The organism is Vibrio sp. R12-SG2-ISO1 (assembly GCF_059834045.1).
On sequence record NZ_JCBDGO010000023.1, the window covers coordinates 1 to 15,798 of the forward strand.

Consider the following 15,798-nt stretch of genomic DNA (forward strand, 5'->3'; position numbering starts at 1 on the left):
ATTGCTAAGGTTAATTCTCAGTCTTCCTCCAGACAAGGCAGCACCTCTTATCTTTGCCATTGTCTATTTCCTCTTAAACGTTTTCGCCGTTTGCACGGATATCAGCAAGAACGGTATCAATACCTTTCTTGTCGATGATGCGCATACCTTTTGCAGATAGGCGTAGTTTAACAAAACGTTTTTCGCTCTCTACCCAGAAACGATGAGTTTGTAGGTTCGGCAGAAAACGACGCTTAGTAGCATTGCGTGCGTGTGAACGGTTGTTACCCGTTACTGGACGCTTACCAGTTACTTGGCATACTCGTGACATGAATGTCTTCTCCAAAATCGTTTCAGCTCGATATCAACCTTGGTGGCCGAACCTCTCTAGTTCTCAAAGAAGCTATTCTCAAAAGAATTTCGAGGTCTTATACCGCTATGGAAACCCATACAAGGCTATCAAAGGTCGCGCATTATACTAACTTGAGTAGCATTGCTCAAGACCCGAACAGATCCTTTTTACAGGTTTTCGTGATCTTTTTTAGGCAGAGCTGATAATAGTTCAAAAAATGTCGGGGGATTGTAGCAGAATTCGGGGGGTGGACAACTAAAAGTTAAACAAAATCACAGAAAGAAGGAGTGCCTAGTGCCTAGTGCCTAGTGCCTAGAAAATAATTCGTTACCTGAGCGCGCCTGATTTGCTTCTAATCAAACCTGCTATCATCTTGCTTACCTCTCTGATGGAAGCCTCCAATTGCGTAAAATCCTTGGTCTCAATAATGCCGAGCCTGTGAGACAAGATAAGCTGCGTTAATAGCTCACCAGCAGAGCCCTTCGCTATATACAAGAACCGAATCGCCTCTTTCGCTGAAAAGCGCTCTTCCCCTTCAGCAATATTAGATGGTATGGATAGAGCAGAACGGAAAACTTGATCCTTCAAGGCAAACTCATTGCTGCCACGAAACAACTCATGAACACGCTCACATATCAGCATGCTCTTCTGCCACACCTTCAACCGCTCAAAATCCACTCTCACCCTCCCCCTCTAGGAACTAGGAACTAGGAACTCACCCCTCTCCTCTCACAACCACCCCCTCTCCGCAAACGAGACCACCTCCCCATCCCCGACCACAAAATGATCCAATACTCGAATATCCACCAGCGAGAGTGCATCGGTGAGCCGTCGAGTAATTCGGCGGTCAGCTTGGCTCGGTTCTGCTACGCCTGAGGGGTGATTGTGCGCCAAAATCAATGCGGCAGCGTTGTGCTCAAGCGCTCGCTTGACGACTTCTCTCGGGTAAACGCTTGCCGCATCAATCGTGCCTTCAAACATCACCTCATCTTGAATGACTCGGTGTTGGTTATCTAAAAACAGGATATAAAAGGCCTCTCTCTGGCGATCTCGCAAAAGACTGGAGAGATAAAGCTTGGTCTGTTGTGGGCTAGTCAGGGCATCACCTCGCTTGAGCGTCTCGCAAAGATAGCGCTGCGTCATCTCAAGGACCGCTTGCAATTGTACGTACTTGGCCTCACCCAATCCTTTATGACGACAAAACTCCAACTGCTTAGCGGAAAATAACCCTCGCAAAGAGCCAAACTCTTTCAACAACACATCCGCCAACTCAATGACATTCATCCCCCGAGTCCCCGTCCGCAGGAAGATAGCCAACAACTCCGCATCCGTCAGCGATTGCGGCCCTTGATGAATCAGCTTCTCACGAGGCATCGACTCCTTAGGCACCCCTCTCATTCCCGCTCCCTCTACTCATCCCCATCCCCCATTACCCGTTACCCATTACCCATCACCCATCACCCATCACCCATCACCCATCACCCATCACCACCCTACCAAACCCCCACCCTCAAAAAGCATGCTTTTCGCATTACCCCCCTCGCCCCCCATCACTTATCCCCCATTCCCCTTCACCCATTACCCACCACCCATTACCCACGCCCCCTCACCCACTACCTACTACCCCCTTACCCATGCTATCTTACGCCAAGAATTTTTAAGGAAGATCATCATGCAAACACTCGCAGGTAAAAAGATCCTTTTAGGTATCAGCGGTGGTATCGCCGCGTACAAATGTGCGGATTTGACGCGCAGACTCAGTGAACGTGGCGCGACCGTCCAGGTGGTGATGACGCCAGCCGCGAAAGAGTTTATTACGCCGCTGACCATGCAGGCGGTCTCTGGACGTCCGGTGTCAGAGAGCTTGCTCGATCCAGCCGCCGAAGCCTCTATGGGCCATATTGAGCTCGCCAAGTGGGCCGATCTGGTTCTGCTCGCGCCCGCCACGGCGGATTTGATTGCGCGCATGGCGGCGGGCATGGGCAATGATCTTCTGACCACTCTCGTGCTGGCGACGGATGCGCCAATTGCGGTCTCACCCGCGATGAATCAGCAGATGTATCGCAACCTCGCCACGACAGAGAACATCGCCACCCTTTCGCGTCGCGGTATGATGATTTGGGGCCCCGCTGCTGGCGAGCAAGCGTGTGGCGACGTCGGCCCAGGTCGGATGTTAGAACCAATGCAACTGGTTGAGCACTGCGAGCAATTTTTTGGCCCTAAACCGCTGGCGGGGCGCTCTGTGCTCATCACTGCGGGCCCGACCCGTGAGGCGATTGATCCGGTGCGCTATATCTCTAACCACAGCTCAGGCAAGATGGGCTTTGCACTGGCCAGCGAAGCAGCAGCGCTCGGTGCCCGTGTGACGCTCATCGCCGGCCCTGTTTCGCTCTCAACGCCGAGCGGCGTCACCCGTATTGACGTGCAAAGCGCGCAAGAGATGTACGACGCGGCGCTTGAGCATGCTCGCTCACACGATGTCTTTATTGGCTGCGCCGCCGTGGCCGACTATCGTCCTCATCAGGTTGCCACGCAGAAAATCAAAAAAACCGACCAAAGCGATGCGATGTCGATTGAGATGGTGAAAAATCCCGACATTGTTGCCAGCGTCGCGGCGCTCAATGAGCATCGACCTTTTACTGTTGGCTTTGCCGCTGAAACACAAGACGTCGCCCACTACGCCAAAAGCAAGTTGGCGAAGAAAAACCTCGATCTCATTTGTGCTAACGATGTCTCAGTCGCGGGGCAAGGGTTTAATAGCAACGACAACGCTATCACCGTATACTGGAAAGAGGGTGAGCAATCACTTACGCTTGCGTCCAAACAGGATATCGCAACGCAGATCCTCACCATTATTAATGACAAACTCGCGCCAACAAGCGAGTGATTTCAACCTATTCATCAGACAACGCGGTTGGTTGAGCCCCAGCCGCGCTCGCACTCGGTGTGCGCTTTGCGTTTTCAGCCCCTCTGAGCGCTGCGCCCCTCGTGTGACAGTTCTTATAAACTGTGGTTATAAAAAAGGAAGAGGTTCATGGCAGGAACAAAAAAAACCAACCGCCGCGACGAAATATTGCAAGCCCTTGCCGAAATGCTGGAGTCCAGTGACGGCGCCTCACGCATCACCACCGCGAAACTCGCCAAACAAGTCGGCGTGTCAGAAGCGGCCTTGTATCGTCACTTTCCTAGCAAAGCGCGCATGTTTGAGGGCTTGATCGAGTTTATTGAAGAGTCTTTAATGTCTCGCATCAATCGTATTTTGGATGAAGAGAAAGACACCCTGACCCGTCTGCGTTTGGTGTTGCAGCTCATTCTCGCCTTTGCCGAACGCAACCCGGGGCTGAGCCGAATTTTGTCTGGCCATGCATTGATGTTTGAAAATGAGCGCCTGCGCGATCGCATCAACCAGTTGTATGAGCGCATTGAAACCTCACTGCGTCAGATCCTGCGTGAGCGTAAACTGCGTGAAGGGAAAGCCTTTCCTGTGGATGAAATGATCCTCGCCGCCCAACTGCTTGGCCAAGTCGAAGGCAGCTTGAACCGCTTTGTGCGCTCTGATTTTAAGTACCACCCTACCGCAAACTTTGACGAGTACTGGGCACTGCTCAGTGCGCAATTGGATTAATTCATGACAACCAACGATAAACACCAGCCCCCCACGTTTTCTTGGTCTTTGCTTCACCCACGCCATTGGGGTGTTTGGCTTGGCTTTGGCTTGCTGGCGATAGTGGTTAACCTGCTACCGTATCGACTGCTTTATGCGCTCGGCCGAGGGCTCGGCAAACTCGGCATGCGTTTAGGCAAAAAGCGCGTTCATGTCGCCAAGCGCAACCTTGAGCTCGCCTTCCCGGATAAGGCGCAAGCTGAGATTGAAGCGATGGTCGAGGAGAACTTCAAAAACACCGGTCTCGCGCTGATTGAAACCGGCATCACTTGGTTTTGGCCGACCTGGCGCTTTAAGCGCAGAATCGTAGCGAAAGATGTCGAGTTGCTGCATCAGTACAATGAGCAGAAAAAGGGCGTGCTGCTATGCTGCGTCCACGCACTCAATCTAGAGATCACCGCGCGCGCGTTTGCGGTGCTGGGGCTAGGTGGCTATGGCGCGTTTCGCCCGCACAATAATCTTGCATACAACTTTATTCAGCACTGGGGCCGCTCGCACAACGGAAACGTTTTGATCGACAGAAAAGATCTCAAACAGATGATTCGCGTTATGCGCAGTGGTGAGCGGCTGTTTTACTTACCGGATCATGATTACGGCCGCAACAAATCGGTATTTGTGCCCTTTTTTGCCGTTCCCGATGCCTGCACTACTACAGGCACTAGCATCTTGGCGTACACCAGTAAAGCGGCGATTGTGATGGGTTCAGGCTTTCGCAATGACGACGGGCGCTATGAGATCATCGCCAATAAATCGGTAGAGAAAGACTACCCACAAAAAGACGAAGTCGCGGCCGCCGCCTACATGAACCGCCACGTGGAAGAGGTGATCCTCCGCGCCCCAGAGCAATGGATGTGGCTACACAAGCGCTACAAAACCATGCAAGACGAAAACGCAGAGAAGGGCGTACGGTACAAGTAAAGCGGAATACGCCATTAGGAAATAAGAAAATAAGGAAATAAGTAAATAGTGGCCAATCCCCTCTAGGAACTCGCCACTAGAAACTAGGCACTTAAATCCCATACTCCGCACGGTACGCTTTCACGGCGGCGAGGTGCTCTGCCGCGTCGCCTTTCTCTTCCAAGTAAGTCACCAAATCGCCAAGGCTGACGATGGAGATCACCGCGCAGCCAAAGTCGCGCTCGACTTCTTGAATCGCAGAGAGCTCACCTTTGCCTTTTTCTTGGCGGTCAATCGCCACCAATACGCCCGCCAGTGCGGCGCCGCTTGCTTGGATAATTTCCATCGATTCACGAATCGCGGTGCCAGCGGTGATCACATCGTCCACCAACATAATGCGACCTTCCAGCGGGCTGCCGACTAAGTTGCCGCCCTCACCGTGGGTTTTCGCTTCTTTACGGTTAAAGCAGTAAGGCGTGTCGATGTCGTGGTGATCCGCCAGTGCCACCGCGGTGGTGGTTGCAATCGGGATGCCTTTGTACGCAGGGCCAAACAGCACATCAAACTCGATGCCAGAGTCCGCGAGCGCGGCGGCGTAAAAACGCCCTAAGCGCGCCAAATCACGACCGGTATTGAAAAGACCAGCGTTAAAGAAGTACGGGCTCTTACGGCCAGATTTCAAAGTAAACTCACCAAACTTAAGAACTTGTTTCTCAAGTGCAAACTCAATAAATTCACGCTGGTATGCTTTCATTATTTTCTCTCGATGTGTTTTTAGTGGCTAGTTCCTAGTTCCTAGTTCCTAGAAGAAAGGTTAAAGATAAGGGTAAAAAGTGTTCTCTATAAAAAAGAACAAAAAAATAGCCCCCATTAATGGGAGCTATCAATCAATCTGCTAATGCCGCTTTTTGCGCGGCGACAATATCGGCAATGCCGACCTTGGCCGACTCAAGCAAGACCATCAGTTGCTCGTGGGTGAACGGTTCACCTTCGGCGGTGCCTTGCACTTCGATCATGCGGCCATCTTCGGTCATCACGACGTTCATATCGGTGTCTGCGGCAGAGTCTTCGACGTACTCCAAGTCACACAATACCTCCTCACCCAGCAAACCCACCGACACCGCGGCCACATGGCCTTTCATCGGGTTCTTTTTCAGTTTGCCTTTATTGATCAAGTGAGTGAAGGCATCCGCTAGCGCCACACTGGCACCGGAAATAGACGCCGTGCGCGTACCGCCATCGGCTTGAATCACATCACAGTCAACGGTGATCATAAACTCGCCCATCGCCTCTAAATCCACCACAGCACGCAGGCTGCGCGCAATCAGGCGTTGAATTTCCATCGTGCGGCCACCTTGCTTACCGTTTGACGCTTCACGACGCATGCGTGAATGTGTCGAACGCGGCAGCATGCCGTACTCGGCCGTCACCCAGCCTTTACCTTGGCCTTTTAGCCAACGCGGCACACTCTCTTCAACCGTGGCGTTACACAGCACTTTGGTATTGCCGAACTCGACCAACACAGAACCTTCTGCATACGCGGTATAGTTGCGAGTAATTTTAATTGGGCGAATTTGATCCGCCTTGCGATCATTGGGACGCATGGGCATTACCTTTGTTGACTTGATGACGGTAGAATTGGGCCCAGAGTCTAGCACAAAACACCCCCTCACCACCACTGTCATTCCCCCTTCACTACCCCTCTCCCCATCACCCATCACCCATCACCCACCACCCCTCTAGGAACTAGGAACTAGGAACTAGTCACTAGGAACTCCCCCCCACCTTCTGCTATCCTCTCCCTGCGTTATTTTCACAGATTAATAGATAGGAAAATTCGATGATTTATAGCATGACGGCCTACGCGCGCAGCGAAGCCAAAGGCGATTGGGGCAGTGCCGTGTGGGAGATCCGCAGCGTTAACCAACGTTATTTGGAAACCTACTTCCGCCTCCCTGAGCAATTTCGTGGCTTAGAGCCGTTACTTCGTGAACGCTTTCGCAAGCGCCTGGCGCGCGGTAAAGTGGAGTGCAGCCTGCGTTTTGAAGCCAACCCCGCCGCCAAAGGTGAGCTGACCATCAATGAAACCCTCGCCAATCAAGTCATCAAAGCCGCTGAGCAAGTGATGCACATGACCGGCGAACTGAGCCGCATCAACCCGTTCCAAGTGATGCAGTGGCCAGGCGTGATGGAGACCCCAGAGCAAGACATGGACGCGGTCAACAAAGACCTGTTAGCCGCCTTTGACAATGCACTGAATGATTTCATTGACGCTCGCGGCCGCGAAGGCGACAACATGAAAGCGCTCATCACCCAGCGCCTAGACGCCATCTCACAAGAAGTGACTCGCGTGCGCGCTCGCATGCCCGAGATCCTTGAGTGGCAACGTGAGCGTCTGTTCGCCAAATTTGAAGACGCCAAAGTGGAGCTCGACCCTTCCCGCGTTGAGCAAGAGCTTATCCTCCTCGCGCAAAAATCCGATGTGGCTGAAGAGCTCGATCGCCTCGACTCTCACGTCAAAGAGACCAACAACATCCTCAAAAAAGGCGGCGCCTGCGGCCGACGCCTCGACTTTATGATGCAAGAGTTCAACCGCGAGTCAAACACGCTTGCCTCGAAGTCGATCAGCGCCGACATCACCGCATCCGGGGTCGAGTTGAAAGTGTTGATTGAGCAGATGAGAGAGCAGATTCAGAACATCGAATAGTCTCTTTTAGATGACTAACTGTGCAAAGCCCCTGTTTACTTTATAAGTCGATAGGGGCTTTTCATTTTTCCACCAACATCCTCTGACTTCACCCAACAGCCCCACCACTGCTCTGACCTTTCAATAAAATTAGACTATCCCCTCCAGCCTAACCTTTTGATTTATTTTGGAACGCACTCTCTTAGCACTCATTAATGACAATAAACTAAACTATTAAGTCACTTGCCCTAAGGTAATGGGATGTCAAAAGGGCGGCCTTGATGCCGCCCTTGTTGTGTCTGCAATAGCAATAATGGCGATGGCAGCCATATGTCCGCGATTATAAAAGCACCAAATACGCCATAAATAGCCCAGACAGCACATAAATGACAGGGTGAACCTGCTTAGCTTTGCCTGCTACCACCATGCTAAAGGCGTAGCTGATAAAGCCCATCGCCATGCCGTTGGCCGGTGAGAAGCTCAGTACGGTGAACATGATGGTGAAAAACGCCGCGATGCGAGACTCTTTTTGCTCCCAACGGATTTGGCCAAGGCGACCAATCATGTAGATGCCGACCACCACCATCGCCGGTGCGACCATGGCCGCGGAGAAGATGGAAAAGAGCGGGTATAGGAACAGCGACACCAAGAAGAGCCCCGCGACCACCACCGCAGCGAGACCGGTTTTCGCGCCTTGTGCAGAGGCAATGCCCGATTCTGAGAAGGCGGTAACTGAAGTCGTACCCAGCACAGAGCCAATCACGGTGCCGCCTGCGTCCGCAACCAGCGCCGAGCGCGCATTTGGCACTTTGCCATCTTTGTCGATGATGCCCGCATCTCGGCCGACGCCGACAATGGTGCTGAGGCCATCAAAGAAATCGACAATCAAGAAAATCACCACAATAAACAGCAGATCAAACAGCTTGTCGGCCGCCAGCCCTGAGAAATTAAAGATGGCGCCAACGCTGCCCGACAGGCTTGGTGGCGCGGCCACTAGGCTCTCTGGGATGGGGGCGTTTTGCGTCCCTAGCATCCAGTCGGCCACAACGGTCAACACAATCGCCGATACAAACGAGATAAAGGTCGCCAGCTTGATGTCACGAATCATGCAGCCGAGCGCGATAAAGATACTGATGTAGGCAATGATGACTTGCGGGTCATTGATTTTGCCCATGCTGACCAAGATGATCGGGTTCGAGACGATGATGCCGGCGTTTTTCAGGCCCAAAAAGGCGATAAACAGACCAAGCGATACGGTGATCGCCAGTTTGAGATCTTCTGGAATAGACTCAATCATCGCCTTGCGAATATTAGTCATCGACAAAATCAGGTAGAGCACACCAGAGAAGAAGATTCCCAGCAGCGCCTCGTGCCACACCAACGCCACCGAGCCGCTCAGCAGCATGCCTTTGAAGAAGCCGTTCATGCTCATGCCTGGCGCCAGCATGACTGGGTAGTTACCAAACACGCCCATGATCAGCGTGGCTGCCGCCGCCGCCAGTGCTGTGGCGGTAAAAATCGCGCCGCGATCCATGCCTGGGATGTCACCCAAAATCGCGGGGTTAACCGCCAAGATGTAACTCATCGCCAAAAAAGTAATAAACCCGGCGTACAGCTCCGTGCCTAGGGTCGATTTTCGCGCAGAGATATGAAAAGTGGATTCAAGCCACCCAGCGTTGGCTGAGCGTGGAAGTGCAGTGTCAGAACTCACAATACAACCTATCGTTAGATAAATAAGAGGGCCATAGCCCATCGCCAGCAGCAATGCCTGCAACGAGCCAAACGTTTGCGCGAATTGTAATGAGATGGGGTGAAATTTCAACCGATTTTGATGCGCATCACATTTTTCATCCGATCTAGTCACTTAGTCTGATCCATGCTACTCTTCGCCTCCCTTTTTCTGGCCGAATTTTCGCCACCGAGGTTGAGAGAAATCGCGCTCTTGACTGACGTTATGCCCGCGGTCAGTGCTATCTTTAATACATCGAATCTTATGGTGGACGTAACCTTATGGCCAAAGGCACCCTATACATTGTTTCTGCGCCCAGCGGCGCGGGTAAATCGAGCTTGATTTCAGCCATGCTGGAAACTAACCCTACCTACGCAATGAAAGTGTCCGTGTCGCACACGACACGTGGCATGCGCCCGGGTGAGCAAGATGGCGTGCACTACCACTTTGTGCAAAAAGAGCAGTTTGAAGCGCTGATCGAACAAGGTGCGTTTTTGGAATACGCGGAAGTGTTTGGCAACTACTACGGCACCTCTCGCCCGTGGATTGAGCAAAACCTCGATAAAGGCATCGACGTCTTCCTCGACATTGACTGGCAAGGCGCACGCCAAATTCGTGAGCAAATGCCACAAGCCAAGAGCTTGTTCATCCTGCCGCCGTCAAACGGTGAGTTGGAACGCCGCCTGAACGCGCGCGGCCAAGACAGTGAAGCGGTGATCGCAAAACGCATGGCGGAAGCGAAATCGGAAATTTCTCACTACAACGAATACGACTACGTGATCATCAATGATGATTTCGATAACGCGCTGATGGACTTTAAAGCCATCATTCGCGCCGAACGCCTCAAGCAAGATAAGCAAGCCCTCAAGTACAAAGGCATGCTGGATGCGTTGTTGAAATAAGAATCTAGACTATCCGCTACGATATCTTGTATAATTTCTCGTCATACAAAATTTTAGTTAACTATTTGGAGTCCTTATGGCACGCGTAACTGTTCAAGACGCTGTTGAAAAAGTTGGCAACCGTTTCGACCTAGTTCTCATTGCGGCTCGCCGCGCTCGTCAAATGCAAACTGGCGGCAAAGATGCACTAGTGCCAGAAGAGAACGATAAGCCGACGGTTATCGCCCTGCGCGAAATCGAAGAAAGCCTTATCACAAAAGAGATCCTGGATGCGCGTGAGCGTCAAGAGCAGCAAGAGCAAGAAGCCGCTGAACTTGCCGCTGTTAGCAGCATTGCTCACGGTCGATAATCCTCTTCATCACCACTATCTGCCGGGCCTAAAATTTGTATCTATTCGATAGCCTCAAAGACGTTGCCCAAGAATACCTAACAGAGCCTCAAATTGAGGCTCTGCGTCAATCTTATGTGGTAGCGAAAGATGCCCATGAAGGGCAAACCCGCTCAAGCGGGGAACCATACATCATCCACCCTGTTGCTGTTGCTCGTATCTTGGCGGAAATGCGCCTTGATATTGAAACCCTCCAAGCCGCGCTTTTGCACGATGTCATCGAAGATTGTGATGTCACCAAAGAGCAACTTGAAGAGAAGTTTGGCAACACCGTTGCAGAGCTGGTCGATGGCGTCTCTAAGCTGGATAAGCTCAAGTTTCGTGATCGCAAGGAAGCTCAGGCTGAGAACTTTCGTAAGATGGTACTTGCGATGGTGCAAGACATCCGCGTCATTTTGATCAAACTGGCAGACCGCACGCACAACATGCGCACGCTCGGCGCACTGCGCCCTGATAAAAAGCGTCGCATCGCGCGCGAAACCCTCGAAATCTATTCACCCTTAGCGCATCGCTTGGGTATCCATAATATTAAAACCGAACTGGAAGAGCTCGGTTTTGAAGCGCTCTACCCCAACCGCTATCGCGTGTTAAAAGAGGTCGTCAAGGCCGCTCGCGGTAACCGTAAAGAGATGATTCAACGCATCCACACCGAAATTGAAGGCCGACTGGAAGAAGTGGGTCTGTCTGCGCGTGTGGTGGGGCGCGAGAAAAACCTCTTCTCCATCTACAACAAGATGAAGACCAAAGAGCAGCGCTTCCACACCATTATGGACATCTACGCGTTTCGTGTGGTGGTGGACACCGCTGACACCTGCTATCGCGTATTGGGCCAAGTGCACTCGCTCTACAAGCCTCGCCCGGGGCGTATGAAAGATTACATCGCGGTGCCTAAGGCGAACGGCTATCAGTCTTTGCATACCTCGATGGTCGGCCCACACGGCGTGCCTGTCGAAGTGCAAATTCGCACCGAAGATATGGATCAGATGGCGGACAAAGGGGTCGCGGCGCACTGGTCTTACAAAGGCAATGGCGAGCGTACCGGCACCACCGCGCAAGTCAAAGCGCAGCGCTGGATGCAGAGCCTGCTTGAGCTCCAACAAAGCGCGGGCAACTCGTTCGAATTTATTGAAAACGTCAAATCGGATCTCTTCCCAGATGAGATTTACGTCTTCACCCCGAAAGGGCGCATTGTGGAGCTGCCTGTCGGCGCCACTGCGGTCGATTTTGCGTATGCCGTGCATACCGATGTCGGCAACACCTGTGTCGGCGCGCGCGTCGATCGCAACCCTTACCCTCTCAGCAAAGCGCTGAAAAACGGCCAGACGATTGAGATCATCAGCGCACCGGGCGCCCGTCCGAATGCAGCGTGGCTCAACTACGTCGTGACCTCACGTGCGCGCACCAAGATTCGTCAAGTGCTGAAAACCATGCGCCGTGAAGAGTCGATTACCCTTGGCCGCCGATTGCTCAATCACGCCTTAGGTGATTTGTCGGTTTCCGACATCAATGAAGAGAACATCAATCACGTCTTGAGCGATCTGAAAATCAAATCCCTCAATGATCTGCTCGCCGCTATCGGTTTGGGTGAGTTGATGAGTATTGTCATCGCCCGCAGACTGCTTGGCGATGCCGATGAGCTCACCGAAGTCGCCAGCTCTGACGGCAAGCCGAAGAAGAAGCTGCCGATCCGCGGCGCAGAAGGCATTTTGCTGACGTTTGCCAACTGTTGTCATCCGATTCCGGACGATCACATCATTGCTCACGTTTCTCCGGGTCGAGGATTGGTGGTGCACCGCGAGACGTGTCCGAATGTGCGCAACCACGAAAAAGAGCCAGATAAGTACATGGCGGTGGAGTGGTCAGACGATTACGATCAAGAGTTTATTGCCGAGCTGCGTGTCGATGTGCAAAACCGTCAAGGCGCCCTCGCGGAACTGACCAACGTCATTTCACAAACCGGCTCCAACATTCACGGTCTCTCGACCGAAGAGCGTGATGGCCGTTTGTACACAGTGACTGTGGTGCTCACCACCAAAGATCGCGTCCACTTAGCGGGCATCATGCGCAAGATTAAAGCCATGCCGCACACACTCAAAGTGCGCCGTAGAAAGTACTGATCCCCATCCACATCAGAAAGCGGTCTTTAGGGCCGCTTTCTTTATCATCCATTTTTTAACACCATATTCTTTTTCAACTAAGCCCTAACACCATGAATTTAGAACGTTACCAACGCATTCAAGAAGTGTTAAAAGCGCGCCAAGCGGATTTGACCCTTTGCCTCGAAGAAGTCCACAAGCCCAATAACGTCTCGGCGGTGATCCGCAGCGCCGACGCCACCGGCATTCACAAAGTGCACGCGGTTTGGCCTGATAAAATGCGCACCTTAAGCCACACGTCGGCGGGCGCGCGCAACTGGGTGGAAGTGGAAACACACGACACCATTGAAGACGCGATTGGTGAGCTCAAACGCCAAGGCATGCAAGTGCTGGTGACTAACCTCTCAGAGACGGCAGTCGATTTTCGTCAGATTGATTACACCAAACCGACGGCGGTGATCCTCGGCAGTGAAAAAATCGGCGCGTCAGAGCAAGCCAAAGCGCTCGCCGACCAAGACATCATCATCCCTATGGTCGGTATGGTGCAATCGCTCAATGTCTCGGTCGCCAGCGCAGTGATTCTCTATGAAGCCCAGCGCCAACGCCAAGCCGCCGGCATGTACGACAATGCACAAAGCGCCTTACCCGCCGAGACCATCCACCGCATCCTCTTTGAGCGCGGCCACCCCGTGCTCGCCAAAGTCGCCAAACGCAAACAGCTCCCTTACCCTCCCCTCGATGAGCAAGGCCAAATCGTCGCGGATAAAGAGTGGTGGGCGCAGATGCAGAGTAGGTAGGATGAGTGCCTAGTTTCTAGTTCCTAGTGCCTAGAGGGCAAAACTCTAGTGACTAGTTTATAGTTCCTAGTGCCTAGAAGGCAAAACTCTGGTGAGTAGTTCCTAGTGCCTAGAGGACGGAATTTCTAGGAACTAGGCACTAGGAACTCCCCTCTTCACTGTACAAAAACACAGATAAATGCTTAACTATCCCCATCATTAATCATTGCGTGAGCGAAGCTATGTCCCAACTTTTGTCGGCTATTCCACTGACCTCTCTGGCGGGTGTCGGGGCGAAAGTGGCAGAGAAATTGGCCAAAGTCGGGCTGCTATCGGTGCAGGATTTACTGTTTCACTTGCCGCTGCGCTATGAAGACCGCACTCGGGTCTACCCCATTGTTAAATTGCACGCAGGGCTGTGGGCAGCGGTGCAGGGTAAGGTGATGAGTGTTGATACCCTGTTTGGCAAGCGCAAAATTTTGGCGGTCAAACTCAGTGATGGCAACGGCACCCTCACCCTGCGCTTTTTTAACTTCACCGCCGGGATGAAAAATCAATTCGCGGAAGGCAAAACGGTGCATGCCTATGGGGAAATCAAACGCGGCAGCTACGGGTTAGAGATTGTCCATCCGGATTACAAGTTTTACACGCCGCAGCAACCGGTTGAGACGGAGCCGAGTTTAACGCCCGTCTACCCAACCACCGATGGTCTGCGCCAACTCACCCTGCGTAACCTGACTGAACAAGCGCTCGCATTGCTCGATAAATCGGCGGTGCAAGAGCTGCTCCCTGCTGGGCTCTATGATAGCCAGATTACCCTTAATCAAGCGCTGCACACCATTCATCGCCCACCACCGGACATCAATCTAGAACAGTTTGATGAGGGTAAACACCCGGCGCAAGTGCGCCTCATCATGGAAGAGCTGCTGGCGCAAAACCTATCGATGCTCGCGGTGCGCAGCCAAGGGCAAAAAGAGGCGGCGATCGCGCTGGGGCCGAGTCAAACGCTGAAACAACAGCTATTGGACGCCCTGCCGTTCTCGCCGACCAATGCTCAGCGCCGAGTCGTAGAAGAGATTGAGAGCGATCTCGCCAAGCCGCACCCGATGATGCGCTTAGTGCAAGGAGATGTCGGCTCAGGCAAAACCTTGGTCGCGGCACTGGCCGCCGTGCGCGCCTTGGAGCAAGGCAAACAAGTGGCCTTGATGGCGCCCACCGAACTGCTGGCAGAGCAGCACGCATTAAACTTTAGCCAATGGTTTGAACCAATGGGCATTCAAGTTGGCTGGCTGGCGGGCAAGCTCAAAGGCAAAGCCAAGCAGACCCAACTTGAGCGCATTGCCTCGGGCGAGGCGCAAATGGTGGTCGGCACCCATGCGCTATTCCAGGAGCAGGTCAACTTTTCTCAGTTAGCCCTAGTGATCATCGATGAGCAACACCGCTTTGGTGTCCACCAGCGGCTAGAGCTGCGTGAAAAAGGCGAGCAGCAGGGCGCGTACCCGCATCAACTGATCATGACGGCGACGCCCATTCCGCGCACCCTCGCCATGACGGCGTACGCAGACCTTGAAACCTCCGTCATCGATGAGCTTCCCCCCGGTCGGACGCCGATTCAAACCGTCGCCATCCCAGACACCAAACGCGACACCATTGTTGAGCGCGTACGTCATGCCTGCCTAAACGAAGGTAAGCAAGCGTATTGGGTGTGCACCTTGATTGATGAGTCGGAAGTGCTCGAGGCGCAAGCCGCCGCCGATACCGCAGAGGAGTTGCAGCGCACGCTGGCGGACCTCAAGATTGGTTTAGTCCACGGGCGAATGAAACCGGCCGAGAAGCAGGCGGTAATGCAGGCGTTTAAAGATAATCAACTGCACCTGTTGGTCGCCACGACGGTGATTGAAGTTGGGGTCGATGTGCCGAATGCCAGCTTGATGATCATTGAAAACCCAGAACGCCTCGGTCTGGCGCAGCTTCACCAGTTGCGTGGCCGTGTCGGACGAGGCTCGGTCGCGAGCCACTGTGTGCTCTTGTATCACGCACCGCTGTCTAAAACGGCGCAAAAGCGATTAGGTGTGTTGAGAGAAAGCAACGATGGCTTTGTGATAGCCCAGCGCGATCTCGAAATTCGCGGCCCAGGCGAGCTGCTCGGCACCAAACAAACCGGCATGGCCGATTTTAAGATTGCCGATCTGATCCGCGATCAACGCCTCGTCCCCGAAGTGCAACGCATCGCGCGCTACCTGCATCTCAACTACCCTGACCACACCCAAGCGATCATAGAGCGGTGGTTGGGCGAGCGTGATATTTACGCGAAGGCGTGATTAGTTCC

At 53.0% G+C, this 15,798-nt stretch carries 15 protein-coding genes; 9 read left to right on the plus strand and 6 right to left on the minus strand.

Going from position 1 to position 15,798, the window contains the following annotated elements; all coding sequences use genetic code 11:
- Positions 1 to 73: 73 nt before the first annotated feature.
- The 3 genes from rpmB to radC all read right to left on the minus strand — a co-directional run bounded on the left by rpmB (position 74) and on the right by radC (position 1,729).
- A complete protein-coding gene (rpmB, locus tag AC6R10_RS16700; RefSeq protein WP_334554869.1) occupies positions 74 to 310 on the minus strand; it encodes a 50S ribosomal protein L28 in 237 nt (78 codons plus the stop codon).
- Between the two features lie 348 nt (positions 311 to 658).
- Complete coding sequence (locus tag AC6R10_RS16705) at positions 659 to 1,009, minus strand: four helix bundle protein (RefSeq protein WP_487902559.1); 351 nt, start codon at positions 1,007 to 1,009, stop codon at positions 659 to 661.
- Positions 1,010 to 1,060: 51 nt separating this feature from the next.
- The gene (gene radC / locus AC6R10_RS16710) at positions 1,061 to 1,729 is read right to left on the minus strand and encodes a RadC family protein (protein WP_500672969.1); all 669 of its coding nucleotides are present in this window, start codon (positions 1,727 to 1,729) and stop codon (positions 1,061 to 1,063) included.
- A gap of 274 nt (positions 1,730 to 2,003) precedes the next feature.
- Between radC and coaBC the strand changes: the two genes are divergently transcribed.
- From coaBC to AC6R10_RS16725, 3 genes are all read left to right on the plus strand, one after another.
- Complete coding sequence (gene coaBC, locus AC6R10_RS16715; protein ID WP_500672970.1) at positions 2,004 to 3,218, plus strand: bifunctional phosphopantothenoylcysteine decarboxylase/phosphopantothenate--cysteine ligase CoaBC; 1,215 nt, start codon at positions 2,004 to 2,006, stop codon at positions 3,216 to 3,218.
- Between the two features lie 147 nt (positions 3,219 to 3,365).
- Positions 3,366 to 3,956 (plus strand): nucleoid occlusion factor SlmA, encoded by a 591-nt coding sequence (gene slmA, locus AC6R10_RS16720; protein WP_500627790.1) that lies wholly within the window; start codon positions 3,366 to 3,368, stop codon positions 3,954 to 3,956.
- A gap of 3 nt (positions 3,957 to 3,959) precedes the next feature.
- Positions 3,960 to 4,913, plus strand: a complete 954-nt coding sequence (locus AC6R10_RS16725; RefSeq protein WP_500672971.1) for a Kdo(2)-lipid IV(A) acyltransferase — start codon at positions 3,960 to 3,962, stop codon at positions 4,911 to 4,913.
- Between the two features lie 91 nt (positions 4,914 to 5,004).
- On the opposite strand, the gene pyrE is transcribed toward AC6R10_RS16725, so the two are convergent.
- Positions 5,005 to 5,646 carry an orotate phosphoribosyltransferase gene (pyrE, locus tag AC6R10_RS16730; protein ID WP_487903853.1) on the minus strand — a complete coding sequence of 214 codons (642 nt, stop codon included), beginning with the start codon at positions 5,644 to 5,646 and terminating at the stop codon, positions 5,005 to 5,007.
- A 133-nt stretch (positions 5,647 to 5,779) separates the two neighbouring features.
- Complete coding sequence (gene rph, locus AC6R10_RS16735; RefSeq protein WP_500633504.1) at positions 5,780 to 6,496, minus strand: ribonuclease PH; 717 nt, start codon at positions 6,494 to 6,496, stop codon at positions 5,780 to 5,782.
- Between the two features lie 236 nt (positions 6,497 to 6,732).
- Here rph and AC6R10_RS16740 point away from each other — a divergent pair, with 236 nt between their 5' ends.
- Positions 6,733 to 7,599 carry a YicC/YloC family endoribonuclease gene (locus tag AC6R10_RS16740; protein WP_500672972.1) on the plus strand — a complete coding sequence of 289 codons (867 nt, stop codon included), beginning with the start codon at positions 6,733 to 6,735 and terminating at the stop codon, positions 7,597 to 7,599.
- Positions 7,600 to 7,918: 319 nt separating this feature from the next.
- Here AC6R10_RS16740 and AC6R10_RS16745 read toward each other — a convergent pair whose 3' ends face one another.
- Positions 7,919 to 9,289 (minus strand): NCS2 family permease, encoded by a 1,371-nt coding sequence (locus AC6R10_RS16745; RefSeq protein WP_500672973.1) that lies wholly within the window; start codon positions 9,287 to 9,289, stop codon positions 7,919 to 7,921.
- Between the two features lie 299 nt (positions 9,290 to 9,588).
- On the opposite strand from AC6R10_RS16745, the gene gmk reads away from it, so the two are divergent.
- From gmk to recG, 5 genes are all read left to right on the plus strand, one after another.
- Positions 9,589 to 10,209, plus strand: a complete 621-nt coding sequence (gene gmk, locus AC6R10_RS16750) for a guanylate kinase (protein ID WP_334554887.1) — start codon at positions 9,589 to 9,591, stop codon at positions 10,207 to 10,209.
- Positions 10,210 to 10,285: 76 nt separating this feature from the next.
- The gene (gene rpoZ, locus AC6R10_RS16755; protein WP_334554889.1) at positions 10,286 to 10,558 is read left to right on the plus strand and encodes a DNA-directed RNA polymerase subunit omega; all 273 of its coding nucleotides are present in this window, start codon (positions 10,286 to 10,288) and stop codon (positions 10,556 to 10,558) included.
- A 35-nt stretch (positions 10,559 to 10,593) separates the two neighbouring features.
- Complete coding sequence (gene spoT, locus AC6R10_RS16760; protein ID WP_500672974.1) at positions 10,594 to 12,714, plus strand: bifunctional GTP diphosphokinase/guanosine-3',5'-bis pyrophosphate 3'-pyrophosphohydrolase; 2,121 nt, start codon at positions 10,594 to 10,596, stop codon at positions 12,712 to 12,714.
- Positions 12,715 to 12,806: 92 nt separating this feature from the next.
- On the plus strand, positions 12,807 to 13,490 hold the full coding sequence (gene trmH / locus AC6R10_RS16765; protein ID WP_487903059.1) for a tRNA (guanosine(18)-2'-O)-methyltransferase TrmH: 684 nt from the start codon (positions 12,807 to 12,809) through the stop codon (positions 13,488 to 13,490).
- A 221-nt stretch (positions 13,491 to 13,711) separates the two neighbouring features.
- A complete protein-coding gene (gene recG / locus AC6R10_RS16770) occupies positions 13,712 to 15,790 on the plus strand; it encodes an ATP-dependent DNA helicase RecG (protein WP_500672975.1) in 2,079 nt (692 codons plus the stop codon).
- Positions 15,791 to 15,798 lie beyond the last annotated feature (8 nt).

What these genes read in the sequence shown, in the direction of transcription:
- rph (WP_500633504.1), bottom strand. Translation starts at nt 6,496, where the DNA reads ATGCGTCCCAATGATCGCAAGGCGGATCAAATTCGCCCAATTAAAATT.
- recG (WP_500672975.1), top strand. Translation starts at nt 13,712, where the DNA reads ATGTCCCAACTTTTGTCGGCTATTCCACTGACCTCTCTGGCGGGTGTC.
- pyrE (WP_487903853.1), bottom strand. Translation starts at nt 5,646, where the DNA reads ATGAAAGCATACCAGCGTGAATTTATTGAGTTTGCACTTGAGAAACAA.
- slmA (WP_500627790.1), top strand. Translation starts at nt 3,366, where the DNA reads ATGGCAGGAACAAAAAAAACCAACCGCCGCGACGAAATATTGCAAGCC.
- AC6R10_RS16725 (WP_500672971.1), top strand. Translation starts at nt 3,960, where the DNA reads ATGACAACCAACGATAAACACCAGCCCCCCACGTTTTCTTGGTCTTTG.
- gmk (WP_334554887.1), top strand. Translation starts at nt 9,589, where the DNA reads ATGGCCAAAGGCACCCTATACATTGTTTCTGCGCCCAGCGGCGCGGGT.
- rpmB (WP_334554869.1), bottom strand. Translation starts at nt 310, where the DNA reads ATGTCACGAGTATGCCAAGTAACTGGTAAGCGTCCAGTAACGGGTAAC.
- AC6R10_RS16740 (WP_500672972.1), top strand. Translation starts at nt 6,733, where the DNA reads ATGATTTATAGCATGACGGCCTACGCGCGCAGCGAAGCCAAAGGCGAT.
- rpoZ (WP_334554889.1), top strand. Translation starts at nt 10,286, where the DNA reads ATGGCACGCGTAACTGTTCAAGACGCTGTTGAAAAAGTTGGCAACCGT.
- trmH (WP_487903059.1), top strand. Translation starts at nt 12,807, where the DNA reads ATGAATTTAGAACGTTACCAACGCATTCAAGAAGTGTTAAAAGCGCGC.
- radC (WP_500672969.1), bottom strand. Translation starts at nt 1,729, where the DNA reads ATGAGAGGGGTGCCTAAGGAGTCGATGCCTCGTGAGAAGCTGATTCAT.
- coaBC (WP_500672970.1), top strand. Translation starts at nt 2,004, where the DNA reads ATGCAAACACTCGCAGGTAAAAAGATCCTTTTAGGTATCAGCGGTGGT.